This window comes from Mycobacterium sp. (assembly GCF_032159775.1).
Classification (GTDB): domain Bacteria; phylum Actinomycetota; class Actinomycetes; order Mycobacteriales; family Mycobacteriaceae; genus Mycobacterium.
Map to the genome: position 1 here is coordinate 1 of NZ_JAVHWK010000096.1, position 2,778 is coordinate 2,778.

Annotated in this window: 3 protein-coding genes; 2 read left to right on the forward strand and 1 reads right to left on the reverse strand. The window is 66.5% G+C overall.

Annotation, left to right across the window (positions count from 1 at the left end; genetic code table 11):
* Positions 1–604, reverse strand: a 604-nt coding sequence (locus tag QOJ24_RS10405) for a glycosyltransferase (protein WP_526260910.1), incomplete at its 3' end; no start/stop codon positions are given.
* A 104-nt stretch (positions 605–708) separates the two neighbouring features.
* Here QOJ24_RS10405 and QOJ24_RS10410 point away from each other — a divergent pair.
* Positions 709–1,686, forward strand: a complete 978-nt coding sequence (locus QOJ24_RS10410) for a Gfo/Idh/MocA family protein (RefSeq protein ID WP_526260911.1) — start codon at positions 709–711, stop codon at positions 1,684–1,686.
* Positions 1,679–2,773 (forward strand): zinc-dependent alcohol dehydrogenase, encoded by a 1,095-nt coding sequence (locus tag QOJ24_RS10415; RefSeq protein ID WP_526260912.1) that lies wholly within the window; start codon positions 1,679–1,681, stop codon positions 2,771–2,773. The genes QOJ24_RS10410 and QOJ24_RS10415 overlap by 8 nt, the downstream gene beginning before the upstream one ends.
* Positions 2,774–2,778 lie beyond the last annotated feature (5 nt).

A 2,778-nucleotide genomic window follows, 5' to 3' on the forward strand; every position in this document is an offset into this window, starting at 1 on the left:
CCAACCGCGGCCAGAACATGTTCATCAAGGGCCGGGCGACCAGTTCGCTGACCCGACCGCCGCCGCCCGGAACGGTTACCTGATCGGTTATCAGCGGCCGCAGATAGTGCGCCTTGACGAACACCACGCCCGGTTCACACAGCAGTGGGCCGAGCAGTCCGACGACGAAATCCGTTGTGAAGTCACGCAAGTCCGAATCGACGAAGAGCACGATGTCGCCGGTGCTGGCTGCCAGCCCCTTCCACAGCGCATCGCCCTTGCCGTCCATCCGCGGTTGTTCAGGCAGTATCTGGTCCTGGTGATACACGGTGGCGCCGGCCGACGCCGCCACGGCGGCCGTCGCGTCGCGCGATCTGGAGTCGATGACGATGAGCTCGTCGACCAGGTTGACCTCCTCGACGAGACGACGCCGTATCCGCGCGACGATGTCCCCGACGGTCTGCTCCTCGTCGCGCGCGGGCAACACGACGCTGATCCGTCTGGCGCCCTTGGCCTGCACCACCCGCTGCAGCGTCCACGACCCGCCTCGGCTGCTGCGCCGTGACATCCAGTTCCACACCTGCGGGTCCACCCCGGCCGGAATGTGTTCATCGCCATCGCGCATGCCACTCGAATAGCCCCTTACGCCTACGTCAAATCCACCCCAAAGGGTGGCGTATCGCCGGCGGGTCGGGGTACTCGGAAAACGTTGCCGACCTGGGAGAATGCATGTTGGATGAATGCAAAGTCGGGTTTGTGGGAGCCGGTGGTGTTGCCATGCGCCACGCGCGCCATCTTGCCCAACTGAAAGATGTACGGGTAATCGCTGTGACCGACCCCAATGCGGCGGGTGCACAGTCATTTGCCGAGACGACGGACGCCGTCGTGGCGAGGGACCTGGACGAACTCATCAAGACGTCGCCGGATGCGGTGTACGTCTGCGTTCCGCCGCACGCCCACGGCGCCATCGAGGAACAGCTGCTCGACGCGGGCATCGCGTTGTTCGTCGAGAAGCCGCTGGCGCTGGACCTGCCGACCGCCGAGCGCATCGCGGCCGCTGCGAGCAAGGCAGGCGTCGTCACCGCCGTCGGTCATCACTGGCGCTACTCGCCGGCCGTCGACCTCGTGCAGGACCTTCTGGCCGGCCGACCCGTTCGGCTGGTGGTCGGATCATGGATCGACCGCGTGCCCCCGGTGCCGTGGTGGAGCAAGCGGGCTATGTCGGGCGGTCAGATCGTCGAGCAGGCGGTGCATGTATTGGACATGATTCGGCTGTTGTGCGGGGATGTCGTCGAAGTCGACGCCTATGCCAACTCCGCGCCGCCGGGCACTCCGGACGCCGACGTCGACGGTGCCACCGTCGCGATCCTGAAGCTGCAATCCGGGGCGGTGGGAAGCGTGGCGGCCGCGTGCTGCGTGGACTGGAAGCATTCGGCGGGCCTCGAACTACACGCCGACGGTCTGTCGGTCACGATTCGCGAAGACGACATCATGGCGAAGACGCCGCAGGGACTCGTGCGGCGCAGTCTGCAGCCCGACGACGCCAAGCAGGCCGCCGATCGCGCCTTCATCGACGCCGTGGTCGGCAAAGGCTCGGCCCCCAGCGGGATTCTGGTGGACTACCACGAAGCACTGCGGACCCACCAATTGGCCTGCGCCATAGCGACTTCCGCCGCGCACCACCGCCCTGTGAGGCTCGATGGCTGACCGAGCCTTCACCGTCGTGGTCGAGCGCTGCGGCGTGGTCACGTTGCGCGATGAACCGGTACCGCAACCCGTGCGCGATGGCCAGTTCGACGTGGCGACCGTGTTCAGCGGGCTGTCGACCGGGACAGACCTCAGCTGGGTGAAGGGCACGAATCCAGCGCTGCACCGCAGATGGGATCCCGAGCTCGGCCTGTTCATGCCGGGCGCCCCGGACGTGGGCTATCCGATCGACAAGTTCGGCTACATGCAGGTCGGTCGTGTCACGGAGAGTGCGACACCTGCTGTGCAGCAAGGTGATCTGGTCGCCATGACCTACGGCCACCGCAGCGCCTACCGCGCAGACGCGCTGACCGACCGATTCGTCAAGCTGCCGCAGTCGCTGGAGCCGGTGTTGGGCATTTACGCCGCACACATGGGACCGATCTGCGCTAACGCACTACTGCACGCCGCCGCCGACGTCTGTGGCACCGATGTACGCGGTCTCGGCGACGGTGTGCGCGGTCGCCGAATCGCTGTTACCGGGGGCGGTGTCGTGGGCCTGTTGACCGCACTGTTCGCCCGCCTGCACGGCGCAGAATCGGTAGTGCTCGTCGAGCCAACCCCGGCACGCCGCAGGATCGCGGCCGACCTCGGGCTGGAGGTTGTCGATCCGCACGATCTCGACCCCGCCGTCGAGCTGAAAAGCCGCTGGCGTCACGGCGCCGGGGACCGCGGAGCCGATGTGGTATTCCAATGTCGCGGTCAGCCAAGTGCTTTGGCTCTCGCTCTTCGCATAGTGCGCCCCCAAGGCACGGTTATCGATCTGGCGTTCTATTCGGGAGGCTGCGAGGAAGTCCGACTCGGGGAAGAGTTTCACCACAACGGGCTGAGCGTGCGCTGCGCTCAGATCGGACGGGTACCGCGCGGAACCGGCCACCTGTGGGACCGCGACCGCCTCAGCACCGAGACGTTGGCCCTGCTAGCCACCTACGGCAAGGACATCGCGAAGCACGTCATCACCGACTACACGCCCCTGTCCGAAGCGCCGGACACGCTGGTTCGACTGGCCGGCAGCCGGCACAACGGGCTTCAGCTTGTGTTCAACTGAGCGGC